This window comes from Caballeronia calidae, from assembly GCF_900044055.2.
In the GTDB taxonomy this organism is placed as follows: Bacteria; Pseudomonadota; Gammaproteobacteria; order Burkholderiales; family Burkholderiaceae; genus Caballeronia; species Caballeronia calidae.
Genome location: NZ_FCOX02000004.1, coordinates 174,837 through 193,685 on the forward strand (window position 1 = coordinate 174,837; position 18,849 = coordinate 193,685).

Genomic DNA, 18,849 nt, shown 5'->3' on the forward strand with positions numbered 1-18,849 from the left:
AGCGAGCGGCGCGCCGCGCACCGAATGATGCGGCAGATTTACCACATATGTACTTAATAACCCCGGCAATCGATGTATTATGGCGGCCCCAATGGCGCGCCCTGCGCGGCCCGAATTATCAGAGCGGATATGCAAGTCGAGAAAGTCGAAGCCGGAGAAATCAGTTTGAGCAGTGCCATCTTTCTGATGGTGTTCGTAGTTTCAACCGCCTTCTTTTTCGCCGTCCTGCAAGGCTCCGGAATCGCGGGAAGATGGGTTTCTTCCGCGCCGATATTGGCAGTCGTCGCATCGCTCCTCGTAACGAAGTGCACTGCCCCGGCGCATTTCATGAGAAGCGCTTTTCTCGGTATTGCGCTCGTCATCCTTTCGCTTGCGTTATCGAATATCTATTTCGATTTCTCGAACGATGGTATCGGATATCACGCGGAAGCCATCATCGAACTCGCGAGCCGCTTCGATTTCTTCAAATCGACGCTGCACGGCTCGTATGGCATCTACACGAACAATTATCCGAAGCTCGCGTGGTTTTACGGCGCAGCCATCTTCAGGCTCTCGGGGAACATGGAGCTCGCGAAGAGCATCAATTTCCTGCTGTTTTTCGCGGTCGCGCTTGTCGCTCTGTCCGTGACGAGAAGGTTGCGTGCCGATGCGCGCGTGCTCGTGTGCGTCGGCGTCGCGGCGAATCCCGTCGTGCTGACGCAGCTATTTACGCATTATGTCGATGGCTGCATGGCGAGCTTTCTCGCGATTCAGATTCTGAGCCTGTACGGTTTTTTTCGCGTCGCGCCGTCCCGAAATCTTCTGCTCGCATTTGGCTTGTCATTGATCGGATGTGCCGCGCTCAAGCATACGGGACTCGTGTTTTCGACCATCTCCGCGATGGCGTTTATCGCGCTCGCGTGGCGCGGGAAGACGGCATTGAAGCCGTATCTCTTCCCATGGTGGCGGATAACCGGCCTGGCCTTGGTCGGCGCGGTGCTTTGCGCAAATCCTTACGCGAAAAACCTCATCGAAGGACACCATATCTTTTATCCGTCGATGGGCAAGGGGCGCGTGGAAAATCTCATTTCCGCGCAAACGACGCCCGAGTTTTATTCGCTCGACCGATTTTCGCAGGTCGCGCTGAGCGTTTTCGGCAAGACGAGCAACGAAAGTCCGAGTGATCCGGTCACGCCACGGCTGCCGGAACTCAAGCTGCCGTTCTCCATGACCGACGCGGAGATGTCGTTCGCCGGCGCCGCCGATGTTCGATGGGGCGGCTGGGGCCCGCTCTTCGGCGGCGCGTGCGTCGTGGCGCTCGCGTTCGGCCTGCTGAGCTTGCGCGCGCTGCGGCCGGAAGCGCCGCTCCTCCTGCTCGTCCTGGTGCTGTGTTTCATCAGCCCTGAATCGTGGTGGGCGCGCCTGAATCCGCAGGTTTATCTGCTCGTCGCATTGGCCGGCGCGCTCGCGCTGACACGGCATCGCTTCGCGGGCTACGCCATTTGTCTGATTCTCATCGCCAATTCCGCTGTCGTGGAGTACAGCGCGCTCACGATCGCGCGTAATGGCAATGCCTATTTGCATCAGGCGGTCAACGAACTGACGTCGAACGGTCAGGAGCCGGTTTATTGGCGCCGGCACGGGATCTCCCTCGGGCCGATGTTCGACCGGTTCCGGGTTCGCGTCATCAACGATTCGCCGTGCGACGGAAAGTCGTGCAAGAACTTCAAATGCAAGTCGATCATCTGGAATTCACTGGTCTGCGTAAAGGATCAACCGTCGGACGATATTCCCGCTAGTCGAAAAGCCACCGCGACCGTCGCAACGAATTAAGCTCATTCGCCGTTTTTGGCGGCGACCTCACGCCGGCGCGCAGTTGTGGTAACTTCAGCCGGCGAGCGTCCAGGGCGCCCGCATCAAGTAATGGCCGAATCAAATCGGCTGACGATTCGAAAATCGAATTTGATGCAGAGGAGCCTTTGGATGAATCTCGTTACCCAGCTTCGGCGCGGTCATCTTTTGAAGCACACCGACCTGTCGGGCCTCGGGCTCGAACTGGGCCCATACGACCAGCCGACCGTTTTCAAATCCGAAGCGCAAGTGCGCTATCTGGACTGGAAGAATCGTGAACAGCTGGTGCGCGAATGCACGCATCCCGATCTCATCGAGCAGATTCCGGAGATCGATTACGTGGTCGAATCGAACCGGTATGGCGACTACATCAGCGACAAATTCGACTACATCATCGCGAATCACGTGATGGAGCACGCGCCGAACATGATCCAGTGGCTCGCGGATCTCGGCGCGATGATGAACGACGGCGGCATCCTGTTTCTCGCCTTGCCCGACAAGAAATTCAGCTTCGACAAGTATCGGCAGGACACGGCGCTGAGCCACTTCGTCGCCGAATATCTGGCGGGTGTCGAAGCGATTCCGCGCGAGCATCAGATCGAGTGCGAAATCTATTACGACGAGGCATTCGTCAATCGGCCGATGAACGTGCGTGACAAGCTCAATCTCGACCGCATCAGGCAGAAGCTGAAGGCGCCGCCGCACGTCGGCATTCACAGCCACGTGTTCGACAGCGATACCATCGAAAGCAAGGTGCTGAAGCCAATTCTGATGATGGGCTTCCTGACGTTCAATCTCGTCGATTTCGTGCCGGCCAGAGGCGAGACGGGCGGCGAGATGATCATCGTGCTGCGCAAGGAGCCGCCGGATGTGACGCTCACGACGGAGGAGTTCTATACGACGCCTGCCAGCATCGAAAAGCGGCTGGTCGATGCACAGAGCCGGCTCGCGCAGGCCGAGGGCGCGCTGGCGGACGCGCGGCGCGATCTCGCCGATGCCGAAAGCAGATTCGCCGATGCCGATCGCAAGGTCGGCGAAACGCTGGACAAGCTACGCGTGTCGCAAGCCGAGCTGCAGGCCAGCAACGCGGCGATCGCTGAGTTCGTCTCGTCGACTTCCTGGCGTATCACCGCGCCGCTTCGCCGCGTCGTCACCGCGCTGCGAGGAAACGGCACGCGCGGTCACACGCGCGCCGGCTAGTCCGGCGCTGCGCCCTTCAGCGCGCGCTCTCGTGCGGCGCGCGCCGTCCCTTCGCCCGCCGCGCCAGCATGTTCAGGCCCTCGACCAGCGCCGAGAACGCCATCGCCGCGTAGATATAGCCCTTCGGCACATGCGTGCCGAATCCCTCGGCGACGAGGGTCATCCCGATCACGAGCAAAAAGCCGAGCGCGAGCATCACGATCGTCGGATTGCGCTCGATGAAGCGCGACAGCGGGCCCGCTGCGAACAGCATGACCGTCACGGCGGCGATCACCGCGACGAACATGATCGGAATGTGCTCGGTCATGCCGACCGCCGTCACGATGCTGTCGATCGAAAACACGAGGTCCAGCAGCAGGATCTGGCCGATCGCCGAGAGCGGCGTCAGGCTCTTGCCCGATTCGGCGCCGCCGTGCTCGTCCGCATCGTGGGCGACGTGATGGTGGATCTCCGTCGTCGCTTTCCACACGAGAAACACGCCGCCCGCGATCAGGATCAGATCGCGCCACGAGAAGCCGTGGCCAAATGCCTCGAAGATCGGCGTCGTGAGGCGCACGATCAGTGCGACCGTGCCGAGCAGGCCCAGTCGCATCACGAGCGCGAGCGCGATGCCGATGCGCTGCGTGCGCGCCCGATGCGCCACGGGCAGCTTGTTGGTCAGGATCGAGATGAAGATCAGGTTGTCGATGCCGAGCACGACTTCCATGACGACGAGCGTCGCGAGGGCGGCCCAGGCGGCGGGATCGGCGAGAAGAGCGACGAGATAGTCCATGGTCCGAAAGAGGTTCGACGATGAGGGCGTGATATTAGCGTGATCGGCCAGAAAAACGAAAGGAACTTGAAACCTTCATGAGAAATCGAACGGTTCTGCCGGAGCGGCGTCCGTTCGCGCCGGCAGATCTGTCAAGGAATTTTCTCAAATAGGCCACAAATACCGGATTCGAAACGTTTAATTGCGCCTCACATGATGATGCACCGCGTCATTTACGGGTAAACTCCTATCCTTTCGTGCCGCCTGCCCGCGGCCACCGTCCAACCTCCTGTCGCCGCAGGACATCACACTGAGCCGCATGCAGGGTAAATCACAACGTCTCGTCGAACTGGACTTCTTCCGGGGACTGGTTCTGCTGATCATCGTCGTCGATCATATCGGCGGCAGCATGTTGTCGCGCTTCACGCTCCATGCGTTCGCACTGAACGACGCCGCGGAAGTGTTCGTGTTCCTCGGCGGTTTCGCCACCGCGACGGCGTATGTGTCGCTCGCCGCGCGGCGCTCGGAAAGCGCGGCGCGCGTGCGGTTCCTGAAGCGCGCGTTCGAACTGTACCGCGCGTTTCTCGTCACCGCCGCGCTGATGCTCGTCGCATCCTTTCTGCTGCGGCCGTTCTTCGGTCACGCGCCGAATCTCGCGCTGCATGATCTCGACAGCCTCGTGTCGGAGCCGGTTTCGTCGATCGCGCAGATTCTCACGTTCGAGCGCCAGCCGTATCTCGCCGCTGTCCTGCCGATGTACGCGCTCTTCGCGCTCGCCGTGCCGCTCATGCTGCCGCTCGCGCGCAGCAAGCCGTGGCTGCTGCTCGGCCTGAGTCTCGCGCTGTGGGCGTTCGCGCCGCAGATCGGCGAATACATGCCTTCCGTCGACGACACCCTCTGGGACTTCAATCCCGCCGCGTGGCAGCTGATGTTCGTGCTCGGCGTGCTCGCGCGCTGTCAGCCGGTTTATCAGCGCGTGAGCGCGAGCCGGTTCGGCTGGATCGTGAGCCTGGGCGCCGTCGCGTTGATCGCCGGCATGGCGTACTACAAGCTGCTCGTGCTGCCGCCCGTGCTGGACAGCGCCTTCAAGCGCGATCTGGCGGGGACGCGCGTCGTCAACTTCCTCGCCATCGCGTGGATCGCGGCGAACTTCGCGCGCTACGGCATCGTGAAGGAAGTGGCCCGGCGCCTGCCCTGGGTCGGGGCGCTGGGGCGCGACGGCATGGTGTCTTTCGTCGCGGGCACGGTGATTTCGCTCGTCGTCGATTCGATTCTGTTCACGCTGACCGATGGCCTCGTCAACGTGCCGGCGGGACTCGCCGCCGATGCGATCGCGATCGGCGCGCTGCTCGCCGTGCCGCGCGTGCATCAGTCGGTTGCGAGCTGGCTCGGCACGCGTCCGGCGGTGCCGGCGGCAGCTGCGGCGACCGTGCCGGCGACGGACAATCGGGCGCGCGGCGTGCGCTGAGATTCGCCCGGAGCGGGCGGTTCGACCGCCCGCTTTTATTTTGCGCATCGGGCGCAACTAACGGTCTTCCGTTCTGACCGTCTGAAACAAAAACCTGCCGGTTGGGGCACACGCTTTGCAGGCGAAGGTCATCAAGACAAAAAACCGGACCCGCCATGCTCAAGCTCGCCATTCTCTTCGCGATCATTTCCGTCGTCGCCGGCCTCTTCGGCTTTACGCGCGTATCGTCCGGCGCGGCGGGCATCGCCAAGATCTGCTTCTTTATCTTCCTGATCCTGTTCGTCGTGTTCCTGGTCGTCGCGATCACGGCGGGGTCGCTCGTGCTGTAGCGCTCGAAGCGGCCGCGCGGGCGCATCCGCGTGCTTCCTCGAATCGACCCGCGCGGCGCGACGGTGTTACATTGCCGCGAGGAGACATTCACGCGGCGGCGTGAATCGAAAAGGAGGAGGCGATGCAGCATGCCATCGGCGCGGCCTTGCAGCCCGCGCAACGCGACGTCATCCGGCATTCGCACGAACGCTCGGCCACGTTCGGGCTGTCCGAGACGATGCGCCCGGATTACGCCGTGCTGTCCGGCGCGGAGCTGGCCGTCAAGCTCGATGAAAGCCGCGTGCTCTTCGCGCACGCGCTGCCGGTGATGGAGACGCTGTACGCGCAGATCGCGAATACCCACAGCATGATCGCGCTGACCGACGCGGGCGGGCTCATCCTGCATTCGCTCGGCGACGACGATTTCCTCGCCCGCGCCGAAAAGGTCGCGCTACGGGCCGGTGCGTTGTGGAACGAGGAGCATCAGGGCACGAACGCGATCGGCACGACCATCGCCGAGCGCAGCGCCGTCACCGTGCACGGCGACCAGCACTATCTGCGCGCCAATCATTTCCTCACGTGCTCGAGCGTGCCGATCCTCGATCCGCTGGGCAATCTCTCCGGCGTGCTCGATGTCACCGGCGACCGTCGCGGCTATCACCAGCACACGATGGCGCTCGTGAAAATGTCCGCGCAGATGATCGAGAACCGGCTGATCGCGAGCGCGTTCGGCGACGGGCTGCGCCTGCGCTTTCATAGCCGGCCGGAGTTCATCGGTACCTTGATGGAAGGCATCGCGGTATTCGATCTCGACGGCCGTCTCCTGTGCGCGAACCGCAGCGCGCAATTCCAGCTCGACCTCGAACTGGGCCATCTGCGTTCGCAGACGCTCGACGCGCTGTTCGGCGAGCGCGCCGATGTGCTGATCGCGCGCGCGGGCGATGCGCCGTGCCGGCTCGAGTTGCATAGCGGCGTCGTCGTGTTCGCGAGCGTCGATTTTCAGGCGCGCGCGGTGTCGAACGTTGTGGCTTCGACGAATGCCGTCGCCGTGCGCGAGCGGGCGACGTCCAGCCTCGCCGAACTCTGCACCGGCGACGCGCAGATCGACGATATCGTCGCGCGGGTGCGGAAGGTCATCGGCAAGAACATCCCGATTCTGATCGGCGGGGAAACGGGCGCGGGCAAGGAAATGCTTGCGCGCGCGATTCACGGCGATTCGCCGCGCCGCTCGGGACCGTTCGTCGCGGTGAATTGCGCGTCGCTGCCGGAGACGCTGATCGAATCCGAACTGTTCGGCTATACGCAAGGCGCGTTCACGGGCGCGGCGAAGCGCGGCGCGATCGGCAAGATCATGCAGGCGAACGGCGGGACGCTCTTTCTCGATGAAATCGGCGACATGCCGCTCGCGATGCAAAGCCGTCTGTTGCGCGTGCTGCAGGAACGCGTCGTCGAGCCGCTGGGCGCGGCCCGCGCGGTGCCGGTCGATTTCACGCTCATTTGCGCGAGCAACCGCAAGCTGCGCGAGCGCGTCGGGGAAGGGGAGTTTCGCGAGGATCTGTATTACCGGATCAACGGTCTTTCGGTGACGCTGCCGCCGCTCGCGGCACGCACCGACTTGCGTGCGGTCGTCGACAGGATTTTGCGCCACGAGCGCTTCGCGGGCCGCATCGTGAGCGTCGATGAAGACGTGCTCGCGCTCTTCGCGCGGCATCCGTGGCCGGGCAACTTCCGGCAGTTGAGCAACGTGCTGCGCACGGCATCCGCGATGCTCGACGATCACGATACGCATATTCGCATCGAACATCTGCCGCACGATTTTCTCGACGAACTGGGCGAACGCGACCAGCCGAAAGACGTGCCCGCGTTCGTGAGCGGCGCGCGTCTCGCCGATATCGAAGCGGGCGCGGTCGCGGCGGCGCTCGAAGCGAACGGCGGCAATGTGTCGGCGACGGCGCGCGCGCTCGGCATATCGCGCACGACGCTGTATCGCAAGCTGCGCGTCTAGGCTTCGAGCGTTCCGGCGTCCGGCGCGGGCAAGGCGCCGCTGAGGTCTTTCAGGCCGACGCCGGTGAGCTTCAGCCTGCGCGCTTCGTTCAGCAGCCACATCAGCCTGAAGGCGGCGGTCGTGTAGTCCAGTCCTTCGGGCCGCACATTCGAGATGCAGTTGCGCTCGGCATCGTGGCGGCCCGCGCGCGGCGCGTAAGTCACGTAGAGGCCGAGGCTGTCGGGTGAGCTGAGTCCCGGCCGCTCGCCGATCATCACGACGACGCTCTTCGCCCGTAAAAGCTCACCGATGCGATCGCCGAGCGCGACGCGCGCCTGCGTCGCGATCACGACGGGCGCGATGGTCCAGCCTTCGAGCTTCGCGCGCAGGCTCGCGAGCAGCGGCGCGACGTGGCGTTGCGCGGCGAACGCGGACAAGCCATCGGCGGCGACGAAAGCGAGATCGAACCCGGACGCGTGCGCCGCGAGCCGTTGCGCGCTTTCATCGTCCAGCATGCGGCCGAGATCGGGGCGGCGCAGATAAACATCGCGATCCGGCGCGGCGCTGCGCGCGTCGAGGGTGTCGAAGCCCGCGGCACGAATCGCGTCGCGCAACGCCGCCGTGTCGAGCGGCTGATGCACCGCGTCGCGCGCCTGCGCATGTGCGAGCTCGAACGCGAGCAGGGGCGCGGTCGGCAGGCTGCTGCCCGCGCGGCCGAGCGCGATGCGCGCATTCGTGAAGCGCCGCAGCGCATCCCAGGCGTCGGCGTGCGTCATGAATCGATCCATTCGAGCATGGGTTGCGCGGAGGCCGCGAGCAGCGCGCCGTGTCCGTCGGTGACACGCATCTTCGCGAGCCACGCTTCGAACTCCGGTGCGCGCTTCAGGTTCAGCGCGCGGCGGATATAGAGCGCGTCATGAAACGATGTGCTCTGATAGTTGAGCATCACATCGTCCGCGCCGGGCACGCCCATGATGAAGTTGACGTTCGCCACGCCGAGCAGCGTGAGCAGCGTGTCCATGTCGTCCTGATCGGCTTCCGCGTGATTCGTGTAGCAGATGTCGCAGCCCATCGGCACGCCGAGCAGCTTCCCGCAGAAATGATCTTCGAGTCCCGCGCGGATGATCTGCCGGCCATCGTAGAGATATTCCGGTCCGATGAAGCCGACCACCGTGTTCGTCAGCAGCGGGCTGAAGCGGCGCGCGACCGCGTAGGCGCGCGCCTCGCAGGTTTGCTGATCGACGCCGTGATGCGCGTTCGCCGACAGCGCGCTGCCTTGCCCCGTCTCGAAGTACATGACGTTATCGCCGACGGTGCCGCGTTTCAGCGATAACGCCGCGTCCCGCGCTTCCTCGAGCAGCGCCAGCGTGACGCCGAAGCTCGCGTTCGCGCGCTCGGTGCCCGCGACCGACTGAAACACGAGATCGACGGGCGCGCCTTGTCCGATCGCGGCAAGCGTATTGGTCACGTGCGTGAGGATGCAGGATTGCATCGGCACGTCGTAGCGCTGGCGGAAGTCGTCCATCATCGAGAGCAGCCTGACGATGGCGGCGGGCGAATCCGATGCGGGATTCACGCCGATGACGGCATCGCCGCAGCCGTACAAAAGACCGTCCAGCATCGATGCGGCGATGCCTTTCGGATCGTCGGTCGGATGATTCGGTTGCAGACGCACGGACAAATGCCCCGGCAGTCCGATCGTCGTACGAAAGCGCGTGACGACTGGACGTTTGCGCGCGGCGAGGATCAGATCCTGATTGCGCATCAGCTTGGAGACGGCCGCGGCCATCTCCGGCGTGACGCCCATGGTGATGCTTTCGAGCGCGGCGGTATCGGTGCTGTCGGCGAGCAGCCACTCGCGGAACTCGCCGACCGTCAGATGCGCGATGGGCGCGAACGCCTCGCGCGAATGCGTATCGACGATGAGCCGCGTGACTTCGTCGTCCTCGTAGGGAACGAGCGGCGCGTCGAGGAACGCGGCGAGCGGCACCTGCGCGAGCGCCAGTTTCGCGGCGACGCGCTCTTCTTCCGTCGAGGCCGCGACGCCCGCGAGCTCGTCGCCGGAGCGGCGCGGGCTTGCGCGCGCGAGCAGCGTCTTCAGATCGTCGAAACGGTAGCGGCGCGCGCCGATCGTCTCGTGATAGCTCATCGCGCCCCCCAGGATGGATCGATTGAAGCACTTTAGCCGCTTCGCGCGCGCCGCGCCTCGATCAAAAATGCGCCTCCGGGCCGAAATCCGCGCGCATGCGATAATTTTTCGTTCGATTCAGCCACAGCCCGCCCGCAAGCCCGTGAAAAATCTGCTCGTTTCCATCGACCGTCTGAGAGATTTCCAGGAAATCGTCGACGTCCGCACGCCGCTCGAATTCGCCGAGGATCACATTCCCGGCGCGATCAACGCGCCCGTGCTCAGCAACGAAGAGCGCGTGATCATCGGGACGATGTACAAGCAGGTCTCGCCGTTCGAGGCGACGCGCGTCGGCGCGGCGATGGTCGCGCGCAACATCGCGATGCATCTGGACACCATCTTCGCCGACAAGCCGCGCAACTGGCGCCCGCTCGTCTATTGCTGGCGCGGCGGCAAGCGTTCCGGCTCGATGACGACGTGGCTCAACATGATCGGCTGGCAGGCGCGCCAGCTCGACGGCGGCTATAAGAGCTACCGGCGCGACGTGGTCGAGCGGCTCGGCACGCTGCCCCGGCGTTTTCGCTATGTCGCGCTGATCGGCCATACGGGCAGCGGCAAGACGCGGCTGTTGCAGGCGCTCGACGCGGCGGGCGCGCAGACGCTCGACCTCGAAGGGCTCGCGGCGCATCGCGGCTCGCTGCTCGGCGCGCTGCCGGGCCGTCCGCAGCCGTCGCAGAAGGCGTTCGATTCGGCGCTCGTCGATACGCTCTCGCGCTTCGATCCGGCGCGGCCGGTGTTCGTCGAGGCGGAAGGGCGGCGCATCGGCGCGATCACGATGCCCGACGCCGTGCTCGACAGCCTGCACGCGGCGTCGTGCGTGGAAGTCGAGGCGCGGCGCGAGGACCGCATCGCGTTTCTGCTGCAGGATTACGCGCATCTCTTCGATGAATCCGCGTTCTTCAAGGCGCAACTGTCGAAGCTGATCGGGCTGCATAGCCGCGAGCGCGTCGAGCACTGGCATCGGCTGATCGATGAAAACGCGCGCGCCGAGCTCTTCGCCGAGTTGATCGACCGTCACTACGATCCCGCCTACGGGCGCAGCAGCCGGGCGCTTTATACGGAACTGCCGCATGCCGCGCACGTGCTGTTTCGTCCGAACGACGCGGACAGTCTCGATCAGGCGAAGGCTCTGCTCGCGCAACTCGCCGAGACGACGCCCGCGCTCGGCTAACTCAAATTCAACACTCGAAAGAAAAAGATATGACCACGCTCCGACAACCTCGCGTCGCTCTCGGCTGGATGGTGTTTCTGCTGATCGCCGTCGTGGGCCTGTTCTACGTGAAATGGTTTCCGTATTACAACCGCGCGTTCGTCGCGGCGAGCCAGCATTCCATCGGCAAGTCGATTTTGATGGGCACCGCGGCGAGCGCGCCGGAGCCGTCGTGGCAGGCCGCGCTCGATTACGCGATGGCCTACGGCAAGGCGATCTGGCAGGCGATGGTGCTCGGCCTTTTGCTCGGCTCCGCGGTGCAGGCGCTGATTCCGCCGCGCTGGGTCTCGCGGGCGCTCGGCGAGCACAACTTCGGCAGCGTCGTGAACGGCGGCCTCATGTCCCTTCCGGGGATGATGTGCACGTGCTGCGCGGCGCCGGTCGTCGCGGGCTTGCGCGCGCGTGAGGCGGCGCCGGGCGCGGCGGTCGCGTTCTGGCTCGGCAATACGGTGCTCAATCCGGCCGCGCTGGTGTTCATGGGCTTCGTGCTCGGCTGGGAATGGACCGGGCTGCGGTTCGTGCTCGGCGTGCTGATGGTGTTCGGCCTCGGCTACGCGGTCAACCGCATGGTGACGCCCGCGCAGGCGGCGGCATCGCGTCAGGCGCTCAGCAAGTTGATCGAAGAAGACGAGCCGGGCACCGCATTCTCCCGCTGGATCAAGATCCTCGGCCGGATGTCCTTGCGGCTCGTGCCGGAGTACATCGTGCTCGTGCTGCTGCTCGGCGCGGCGCGCGCGTGGCTCTTTCCGCACATCGGGCCGGATATCGGCAACGGCATGCTGTGGATCGCCGCGTTCGCCGTCGCGGGCACGCTGTTCGTGATTCCGACGGCGGGCGAGGTGCCCATCATCCAGGCGATGCTGTCGCTCGGCATGGCGGCGGGGCCCGCCGGCGCGCTGCTGATGACATTGCCGCCCGTCAGCGTGCCGTCGCTCGCGATGCTCGCGCGCTCGTTTCCGCCGCGCGTGCTCGCGTTCGTGGCGTTGTCGGTGGTCGGGTTCGGGATCGTGAGCGGGGTGCTTGCGGCGGCGTTGTTCTGAGCGCGCGCTCAGTCAGTGAATCGCCGCCCCCGCGCGGATCAGCAACTTGAACGGCAGCGCGAGCAGCATCGCGCCGCCGACGCCCGCCGTCCACAGCGCGACGAACCAGAACACCTTCCGCGCGCGCTCAATGGTAGTGATGTTCGCCATGGCGCACCTTTCCTCTGAAGACCCAATACCCTAGCGTCGTATAAACCACGATCACCGGCAGAATCACCGCCGCGCCGACGATCGTGAAGAGCTGGCTCGAACGGGGCGCGGCCGCATCCCAGATCGACACGCCCGGGAAAATCTCATGCGGCGAGATGCTCGCGACGAGCCCCGCGTAGCCGAGCAGCACGAAGCCGAGCGCCACCGCGAACGGCCGCTTTTCGTGGCGCGACGCGATCGAGCGACGCATCGTCCACGCGCAAGCCGCGACGAGCACCGGCACCGGCAGCAGCCGATAGAACAGCGGCGAATCGAACCAGCGCGACGCGATGCCCGCATCCTGCAGCGGCGTCCAGATGCTGACCACGGCGATCGTCGCAAGTTGAAGCACGGTCAGCGGCCACACGACGCGATACATCCGCCGCTGAAGATCGCCTTCGGTCTTCGCGATCAGCCAGCACGCGCCGAGCAGCGCATACGTGACGACGAGCGCGCCGCCGGTGAAGATGGAGAAGGGCGTGAACCAGCCGAAGGCGTCGCCGGCGAAGCGGCCGTCGGCGACGGGAATGCCGCCGAGGAACGCGCCCAGCGCCACGCCCTGAAAGAAGGTCGCGCCCGCCGATCCGCCGATGAACGCGAGATCCCACATGTGTTTCGTGCGCTGCGCCTTCGCGCGGATCTCGAACGACACGCCGCGGAAGATCAGGCACACGAGCATCAGCACGAGCGGCAGATAGAGCGCGGAGAGCACGGTGGAATAGACCATCGGGAACGCGGCGAAGAGTCCCGCGCCGCCGAGCACGAGCCACGTTTCGTTGCCGTCCCAGACGGGCGCGACGGTGTTCATCATCACGTCGCGATCGTGCTGGTCGGGAAAGAACGGAAAGAGAATGCCGATGCCGAGATCGAAGCCGTCGAGCACCACGTAGAGAAAAAGGCCCAACGCGATGATCGCGGCCCAGGCGAGTGTGAGATCCATGTGCTTAGGCTCCTTCGATGGATTGATGCGGAAGGCTGAGCGGACGACGCGCGCTGCCGTCGCCCGAGGTCGGCTCGTGCGTATGCGAGCCCGGTAGCGCCGGACCATGGCGCAGCAGCTTCAGCATGTAGTAGATGCCGGTGCCGAACACGATCGTGTAGACGATCACGAACGCGAGCAGCGACACGCCGACTTGCTGCGCCGTCACGGGCGACACGGCATCGGCGGTGCGCATCACGCCGTACACGACCCACGGCTGGCGGCCCGCTTCGGTCGTGACCCAGCCCGCGAGCAGCGTGATGAAACCGGTCGGGCCCATGGCCAGCGCGAAGCGGTGGAACCAGCGCGCGTCGAACAGCTTGCGCTTGCGATGCAGCCACCACGCGGCGAACGACATCACGATCATCAGCACGCCGAGGCCGGCCATCACGCGGAAGCTCCAGAACACGAGCGTCGAGTTCGGGCGCTCGTCCTTCGGGAATTCCTTCAGGCCGCGAATCTCGCCGTCCCAGCTATGCGTGAGGATCAGGCTGCCGAGATGCGGAATCGATACCGCGTACTTCGTGGTTTCGGCTTCCATGTCCGGAATGCCGAAGATATTGAGCGCGGTGCCGCCTTTCTCGGTGTCCCAGATGCCTTCGATGGCCGCGATCTTCGCCGGCTGATGTTCGCGCGTGTTGAGGCCGTGCGCGTCGCCGACGAGCGCCTGGATCGGCGTCAATGCGAGCAGCAGCCAGAGCGACATCGAGAACATCTTCCGGATGGCCGGATCGCGCCGGCCTTTCAGCAGATGCCACGCGCCGGTCGCGGCCACGACGAGCGCCGCCACGATGAACGCCGCGATCGCCATGTGCGCGAGCCGGTACGGAAACGACGGGTTGAAGATGATCGCCCACCAGTCCACCGGCACGACATGATCGCCCTCGATGCGAAAGCCCTGCGGCGTCTGCATCCAGCTATTGGACGCGAGAATCCAGAACGTGGAGATGAGCGTGCCGATCGCGACCATCAGCGTCGCGCCGAAGTGCGCCTTCGGACCGACCTTGTTCCAGCCGAACAGCATGATGCCGAGGAAGCCCGCTTCGAGGAAGAACGCGGTCATCACTTCATACGTGAGCAGCGGCCCGGTGATCGGACCGGCGAAGGTCGAGAAGCCGCCCCAGTTGGTGCCGAATTCGTAGGCCATGACGACGCCCGACACGACGCCCATGCCGAACGCGACGGCGAACACCTTCGACCAGAAAAGACACAGCTCCTTGTAGACCGGTTTGCCGGTTTTGAGCCACGCGCCCTCGAGCACCGCGATGAAGCTCGCGAGCCCGATGGAAAGCGCGGGAAAGATGATGTGAAACGAGACGGTGAACGCGAACTGGATTCGCGCCAGATCGAGTGCTTCGGGAGTCGAATGCATGATGACTTGTGCCTTGAAATTCACGCGTGTCCGCGTTTGGAAAAGCGGTTTGTCCTGTACCGGATCAGGCATGTGACGGGCCGGAGCTTAGCGCTATTTCGCGAAAGTGTTGCGCTGCGTCAGTGATTGCGCATTGCGCGCAAATGCCGCAGTTTCAAGGGCTTAGTGCGTCTACCGGATTGATTTCCGGCGCATTTTGGGATGGCTCGATACTGCGGTGCGGCAAGAGCGCGCAGGCGCTTTCGCGACAATCGACCGCACGGTCGCCGCCGACGTGCGCAAAGCCGAAAACAAGTTTTACGATATGCCGGCACGAGACGTGCGAGCGGCCCGAGTACCATAGTGGTTTTTGGACACGCGCACCGCGCGGGCAGGAAGGAGAAGCATCATACGCCTCGATGACGAAGCAGAAAGTCAGAATGTCGAAGACCGGCGCGGCGGGGGCGGCTTTCGGATCGGCGGCGGATCGATCGGCATCGGCACGATCATCGTCGCGCTCGCGGCATCGTATTTCTTCGGCATCAATCCGATGACGATCATCAACGGCGCGCAGGTGCTGCAGGGCAACGCGCCGCAACAGCAGGCCGCGCCGAGCAACGCGCCGCCCGCCAACGATGCCGGCGCCGTGTTCGTGCGCCGCGTGCTCGGCAACACCGAGCGCACCTGGCAGCACGTCTTCCGCGCGCAGTTCAATCAGGGCTATCCGGCGCCGAGGCTCGTGATGTTCTCCGGCGCCACGCAGACCGCGTGCGGCACGGGACAGACGGCGATGGGCCCGTTCTATTGTCCCGGCGACCGCAAGGTCTACATCGATCTCTCGTTCTATCGGGAGTTGCGCGACCGGTTCGGCGCGAGCGGCGACTTCGCGCAGGCTTACGTGATCGCGCATGAAGTCGGGCATCACGTGCAGAACGTGCTCGGCATCATGGAGAAAGTCGATCAGGCGCGCTCGCGGATGTCTCGCGAACAGGCCAATGCGCTGTCGGTGCGCGTCGAATTGCAGGCGGACTGCTTCGCGGGCGTGTGGGCCGCGGTTGCGCAGCGCGACAACGCGAAGCTGATCGAACCGGGCGATTTCGAGCAAGGTCTGAACGCGGCCGCTGCGATCGGCGACGACCGCCTGCAGCAGCAATCGCAAGGGCGCGTCGTGCCCGAGGCGTTCACGCACGGCACGAGCGCGCAGCGCCAGCGCTGGCTGCGGCGCGGTCTGACGACGGGCGATGTCGGCCAGTGCGATACCTTCTCGACGCGCTCGCTCTAAGGAAGGCATCGAGAACGCCGCCGCATCTTCATCTCAAAATAGGACTATCCTGAACCGTCGCGCCGCGCCGGTTCAGCGTCGCACTTACAAACACTGACAGTGCGACCGTCTCAAATTCATTAGAATCGTGGGTTTTCCGGGGTGCGGCCAGCCGCCCCATGCGATGTCGCGACCTCGCGTCGGCATGCGCACCGGAACACTCTCTGACCGTTATGAAGCGAATTCTGATCGTCAAAGTCACGTCGCTCGGCGATATCGTCGAGACGCTTCCGGTCGTCTCGGACTTGCGGCGTGCATTCCCGGACGCCAAAGTCGATTGGGCGGCGGATGCCGCCTTTGCCGACATCATCCGCTGGAATCCTGGCGTCGATCGCGTGCTGAGCGCGCCGCTGCGCAAGTTCAAGAAGGCGCGCAACCTGAACGATCTGAAGGAGATCACCGCGTCCATCGGCGAGCTTCGGGCCGAAAAATACGACGTGATCGTCGATATTCACGGCGTCTACAAGAGCGCGATCATCGCCTTCATCGCGCGGGGGCGGCGGCGCTACGGATATCTGAATCAGGATCTCGGCGAGCGCGGCGCGGCCTTCGCCTACAACGCGCGTTTTGGTCCGCGTCCGCTGACCGATGCGTGGCGCGGCATGCGAGTGAGCGTCGCCGACGCGCTCGGCTATCGGTTCGACGAGACGCCCGATTACAACATCCGCCTGCCCGCGCCCACGCGCGACCTGGGCATCCCGAGCGGCGCACGTATCGCGATGCTGTTCCACGCGACGTCGGCGGACGTCAAGAAGTGGCCCAAGGCGCACTGGGGCGAAGTGGGCCGCTGGCTCGCCGCGCGTGGCTACTCGATCGCGCTGCCGTGGGGCACGGAGCGCGAGCGCGAAGAGGCACAGGCCATCGCGGCGCTCGTGCCGGGTGCGACGGTGCTGCCGAAGCTCTCGGTCGAGGAATGCGCGCACTGGATTCAGGCGTCGGAACTCGTCGTCGGCACGGATACCGGACTGGTGCATCTCGCGCATGCGCTGCAGCGGCGCACGGTCATGCTGTTCGCCGCCACGTCGCGCGAGCATTTCGGCGTGAACGATCCGGGACGCACGGTTTCGGTGGGAGAAGAGGGCGCGGCGCCCGACGTGCCGCAAGTTCTGGCCGCCATCGAAAGCGTGACCGGGGCGCCGTCGCAGACGATCGCCCGTTCGGCGGAAACCAGCGCTGCGAGTCGCTGAGTACGCCTTTCTAATAAATGATTTTATGCGCATAAAACTTTCTGCCGTCCGGCGACGGTAGGAAGTCCCTGCGTCCAAAGATATATCAGCGTGCGCTAACGTAAAACTTGCCGCACGATACTTGACGGCAGACTCGGCAAGCATGACGATTGCGGAAATACTTAAGAATCGTCCTACAAGATGACCGAAGAAACCGTCGAGGGGGCGGGCCAGACACTGGTTCGCCTCGAAGCTTCCGAGATTCCGCTGAACGCATCGCTCGAATGGCCGATCGTCGCCGCCGATGGCGCGACGCTGTTCGATGCGGGCGCCGTCGTGCCGGACGCGCCCGCCCGCGAATTCATGTTTCGGCATTTCGAGCCGCACCGCGCGCTTCGGGAGCCGGCCCCGAGCGTGTCCGAAGAGGACACCGCCAGGGACGGGCCGCCGACGCTCGAAGACATCGGCCTTACGATCGGCGTGCGGGTCGGTCTGCGCGGCACCGGCGGCGTGGGCTCGGTAATGTACGCGAGCCGCGTGATCGGCTTCTCCACGCCGCGCCGTAATGGCGAGCGTTCGCTCTTCGTGACGCAACCGTTGATGACGGGCTTCGATCCGCTCGAGCTCACGCTCGGCGAGCAGGTCGATCTCGTCGCGCTCACGGGGCGCGGTGTTTTCCGCTTCGCCTGCACCGTCGACGCGACCTGCCGCGAGCCGTTCAACTATGCGGTGCTGTCGGCGCCGGGTGCGATCCGCAGATTGCGCACGCGCAAATTCGCGCGCATGCCGACGCGCCTAGCCGCGCATTTCGCCCCGGAGGGCGAGCCGGACAGCGCGCGCCGGCTGGCCCGCGTGAGCGACATCAGTCCTTATGGCATGTCGCTGACCGTCGCGAGTCCGGCCGCGCGCATGGGCGACCGTTTGCAGGTCTCGTTTCAGTTCAAGACCGATGGCGTCGACGTGAAGATCGACGCCATTGCGATCGTGCGCCATGTCGGCACGTCGGACCCCGCCGACGGCAGCGCGGCCTACGGGCTCGAGTTCGAATCGCTCGAGCCGTCGCAGCGTATCGCGCTGAAGTCGTTCATGGCCGAACACAGCTAGCCGTCCGACAGGCACGACCGGGCCCGGTTTCTCGCCGGGCCGATGATCGAAGCGGCTCAGTTCCCCGGAAAGCCGTCCGGAAAGAGGCGCTCGACCGCCGCCTCGAAATGCTGGACCGGCGCCGCGCCGCGCAGTGCGATCGGCGCGGGCGCTTCCTGGCCGGGCGCGGGCTCGCGCGACAGCACCGCGAACGGCACGCCGCTCACACCCAGCTTCTTCGCGAACTCTTCGTCTTCGATCACGAGATCGGTGTAAGTGCCGTCGTCGAGCGCTTCTTCGAGCATCTCGGGATCCACGCCGCAGGTCGCCGCGATATCGAGCAGCGCATCGGTGTCGCCGATGTCGATGCCTTCCTTGAAATACGCCTTGAAGATCGCGCGATGCACGAGATCGAAGCGGCCGGATTCGCGCGCGAACAGCGCGGTTTCGAACGCCTTGCGGCTGCGCGGCGCGACGGGCGGCATGCGCATCGTCACGCCACGTTCCTCCGCGAGCGGGCGCACCGAGTTTTCCCACGACTCGAGGATCTTTTCGTTGTTGGGATCGAGCAGAGGCGCGGGCTCGGGCCGCAGCTCGAACGCATGCCAGCGGATCTCGACCGCGTCGCCGTAAGCGTTGCGGAACTGATCGAGCACGGGCGTCTCGAGATAGCAGAACGGACATACGAAGTCCGACCAGACGTCGATGTAGAGAACAGGCGTGGATGCCATTGGGAGCCTCAAATGCGAACGGCGCACGTGCGCCGTTTGACTGAACCGG

17 protein-coding genes are annotated in these 18,849 nt (G+C 64.7%); 10 read left to right on the forward strand and 7 right to left on the reverse strand.

The window, feature by feature from the left end; translation table 11 throughout:
* The first annotated feature begins 327 nt into the window (after window positions 1-327).
* A complete protein-coding gene (locus tag AWB78_RS06160; protein ID WP_157697418.1) occupies window positions 328-1,812 on the forward strand; it encodes a hypothetical protein in 1,485 nt (494 codons plus the stop codon).
* 150 nt (window positions 1,813-1,962) lie between these two features.
* A complete protein-coding gene (locus AWB78_RS06165) occupies window positions 1,963-3,030 on the forward strand; it encodes a class I SAM-dependent methyltransferase (protein ID WP_062603239.1) in 1,068 nt (355 codons plus the stop codon).
* 16 nt (window positions 3,031-3,046) lie between these two features.
* Here AWB78_RS06165 and AWB78_RS06170 read toward each other — a convergent pair whose 3' ends face one another.
* Window positions 3,047-3,802, reverse strand: coding sequence for a TerC family protein (locus AWB78_RS06170; protein ID WP_062603240.1), 756 nt, complete (start codon window positions 3,800-3,802; stop codon window positions 3,047-3,049).
* Window positions 3,803-4,100: 298 nt separating this feature from the next.
* Here AWB78_RS06170 and AWB78_RS06175 point away from each other — a divergent pair, with 298 nt between their 5' ends.
* The 3 genes from AWB78_RS06175 (at window position 4,101) to AWB78_RS06180 (ending at window position 7,563) form a co-directional block, all read left to right on the forward strand.
* Window positions 4,101-5,249 (forward strand): OpgC domain-containing protein, encoded by a 1,149-nt coding sequence (locus tag AWB78_RS06175; protein WP_062603246.1) that lies wholly within the window; start codon window positions 4,101-4,103, stop codon window positions 5,247-5,249.
* A gap of 155 nt (window positions 5,250-5,404) precedes the next feature.
* Window positions 5,405-5,578: a DUF1328 domain-containing protein gene (locus tag AWB78_RS43135; RefSeq protein ID WP_064506644.1), complete on the forward strand. Its 174-nt coding sequence runs from the start codon at window positions 5,405-5,407 to the stop codon at window positions 5,576-5,578.
* Window positions 5,579-5,700: 122 nt separating this feature from the next.
* Entirely contained in the window at window positions 5,701-7,563 is a 1,863-nt protein-coding gene (locus tag AWB78_RS06180) for a sigma-54-dependent Fis family transcriptional regulator (protein ID WP_062603248.1), read from the forward strand.
* Here AWB78_RS06180 and eutC read toward each other — a convergent pair.
* Together eutC and AWB78_RS06190 are read right to left on the reverse strand one after the other, a co-directional pair.
* A complete protein-coding gene (gene eutC, locus AWB78_RS06185; RefSeq protein WP_062603250.1) occupies window positions 7,560-8,318 on the reverse strand; it encodes an ethanolamine ammonia-lyase subunit EutC in 759 nt (252 codons plus the stop codon). The two genes, AWB78_RS06180 and eutC, sit on opposite strands and share 4 nt — an antisense overlap.
* Window positions 8,315-9,691, reverse strand: coding sequence for an ethanolamine ammonia-lyase subunit EutB (locus tag AWB78_RS06190; protein ID WP_062603251.1), 1,377 nt, complete (start codon window positions 9,689-9,691; stop codon window positions 8,315-8,317). The genes eutC and AWB78_RS06190 overlap by 4 nt, the downstream gene beginning before the upstream one ends.
* Before the next feature lie 142 nt (window positions 9,692-9,833).
* On the opposite strand from AWB78_RS06190, the gene mnmH reads away from it, so the two are divergent.
* Entirely contained in the window at window positions 9,834-10,901 is a 1,068-nt protein-coding gene (gene mnmH, locus AWB78_RS06195) for a tRNA 2-selenouridine(34) synthase MnmH (RefSeq protein WP_062603521.1), read from the forward strand.
* Window positions 10,902-10,930: 29 nt separating this feature from the next.
* A complete protein-coding gene (locus tag AWB78_RS06200) occupies window positions 10,931-11,980 on the forward strand; it encodes a permease (protein WP_062603253.1) in 1,050 nt (349 codons plus the stop codon).
* A 12-nt stretch (window positions 11,981-11,992) separates the two neighbouring features.
* Here the strand turns inward: AWB78_RS06200 and AWB78_RS47565 are convergent, their stop codons facing one another.
* The 3 genes from AWB78_RS47565 to AWB78_RS06210 are packed head-to-tail and all read right to left on the reverse strand — an operon-like array spanning window position 11,993 to window position 14,520.
* Window positions 11,993-12,130: a hypothetical protein gene (locus AWB78_RS47565; protein ID WP_198399223.1), complete on the reverse strand. Its 138-nt coding sequence runs from the start codon at window positions 12,128-12,130 to the stop codon at window positions 11,993-11,995.
* The gene (gene cydB, locus AWB78_RS06205; RefSeq protein WP_062603255.1) at window positions 12,108-13,109 is read right to left on the reverse strand and encodes a cytochrome d ubiquinol oxidase subunit II; all 1,002 of its coding nucleotides are present in this window, start codon (window positions 13,107-13,109) and stop codon (window positions 12,108-12,110) included. Before cydB ends, AWB78_RS47565 begins: the two co-directional genes overlap by 23 nt.
* Before the next feature lie 4 nt (window positions 13,110-13,113).
* The gene (locus AWB78_RS06210; RefSeq protein WP_062603524.1) at window positions 13,114-14,520 is read right to left on the reverse strand and encodes a cytochrome ubiquinol oxidase subunit I; all 1,407 of its coding nucleotides are present in this window, start codon (window positions 14,518-14,520) and stop codon (window positions 13,114-13,116) included.
* Window positions 14,521-14,908: 388 nt separating this feature from the next.
* Here AWB78_RS06210 and ypfJ point away from each other — a divergent pair, with 388 nt between their 5' ends.
* The 3 genes from ypfJ (at window position 14,909) to AWB78_RS06225 (ending at window position 18,090) form a co-directional block, all read left to right on the forward strand.
* Window positions 14,909-15,781, forward strand: coding sequence for a KPN_02809 family neutral zinc metallopeptidase (gene ypfJ, locus AWB78_RS06215; RefSeq protein WP_062603527.1), 873 nt, complete (start codon window positions 14,909-14,911; stop codon window positions 15,779-15,781).
* A gap of 212 nt (window positions 15,782-15,993) precedes the next feature.
* Window positions 15,994-17,007, forward strand: coding sequence for a lipopolysaccharide heptosyltransferase I (waaC, locus tag AWB78_RS06220; protein ID WP_062603257.1), 1,014 nt, complete (start codon window positions 15,994-15,996; stop codon window positions 17,005-17,007).
* A 180-nt stretch (window positions 17,008-17,187) separates the two neighbouring features.
* Window positions 17,188-18,090: a flagellar brake protein gene (locus tag AWB78_RS06225; protein ID WP_062603259.1), complete on the forward strand. Its 903-nt coding sequence runs from the start codon at window positions 17,188-17,190 to the stop codon at window positions 18,088-18,090.
* Between the two features lie 56 nt (window positions 18,091-18,146).
* Here the strand turns inward: AWB78_RS06225 and AWB78_RS06230 are convergent, their stop codons facing one another.
* A complete protein-coding gene (locus tag AWB78_RS06230) occupies window positions 18,147-18,800 on the reverse strand; it encodes a DsbA family oxidoreductase (protein ID WP_062603261.1) in 654 nt (217 codons plus the stop codon).
* Window positions 18,801-18,849: the final 49 nt, after the last annotated feature.